Genomic DNA, 705 nt, shown 5'->3' with positions numbered 1-705 from the left:
GCCGACAAACACCAGTAAAGGAAACCATTACTGTGCGTATGTTCGACCACAAGACCCTCACCACCATCAAAACCACCATCACCACCAACAAGCAACGAGCCATCATCGCCACCGCAGGCCTAGCCCTATTCGGCGGACTCGCCGCCGGCGGCATCACCGACACCACCCACACCCCCACCCCCACCCCCACGGTTCAGCAGACAACCAGCACGACCCCCACCACACAGGCGCTGATGCCCACCGGCGAACCCACCAACCAGACCTCCTTCACCCCCACCGCAGAGCAGAAGGCCAACGCCGAACAGATCATCCAGACCGGTGAACAGATGAACCTCCCCCCGCGCGCCCAGGTCATCGCCGTAGCCACCTCGCTACAAGAGACCCACCTAAACAACTACGGCCACCTCGGCGACACCAACGACCACGACTCGCTGGGCCTGTTCCAGCAACGCCCCTCCAGCGGATGGGGCAGCCCCGACCAACTGACCGACCCCGACTACGCCTCGCATGCCTTCTACACCCAACTCAAGGACGTACCAGGCTACGACACCATGCCGCTGACCGACGCAGCCCAAACCGTCCAGGTCTCCGCCTACCCGCACGCCTACGCCAAGTGGGAAAAGATGGCCGCCGACCTCGTCAACCAACACCACACCAAGTAACACCAACGATGGGCGCTACCCACCCGGGTAGCGCCCATCGGCG

1 protein-coding gene is annotated in these 705 nt (G+C 63.3%); it reads left to right on the top strand.

The features are described 5' to 3' along the window. Window positions 1-77 precede the first annotated feature (77 nt). Window positions 78-662 carry a hypothetical protein gene (locus KJS59_RS30725; protein WP_213457511.1) on the top strand — a complete coding sequence of 195 codons (585 nt, stop codon included), beginning with the start codon at window positions 78-80 and terminating at the stop codon, window positions 660-662. Window positions 663-705 lie beyond the last annotated feature (43 nt).

It is taken from the genome of Rhizomonospora bruguierae, from assembly GCF_018397995.1.
Taxonomy (GTDB): Bacteria; Actinomycetota; Actinomycetes; order Mycobacteriales; family Micromonosporaceae; genus Rhizomonospora; species Rhizomonospora bruguierae.
Note: the sequence above shows the minus strand (reverse complement) of the source record. Positions and strands in the feature narration are given on the sequence as shown.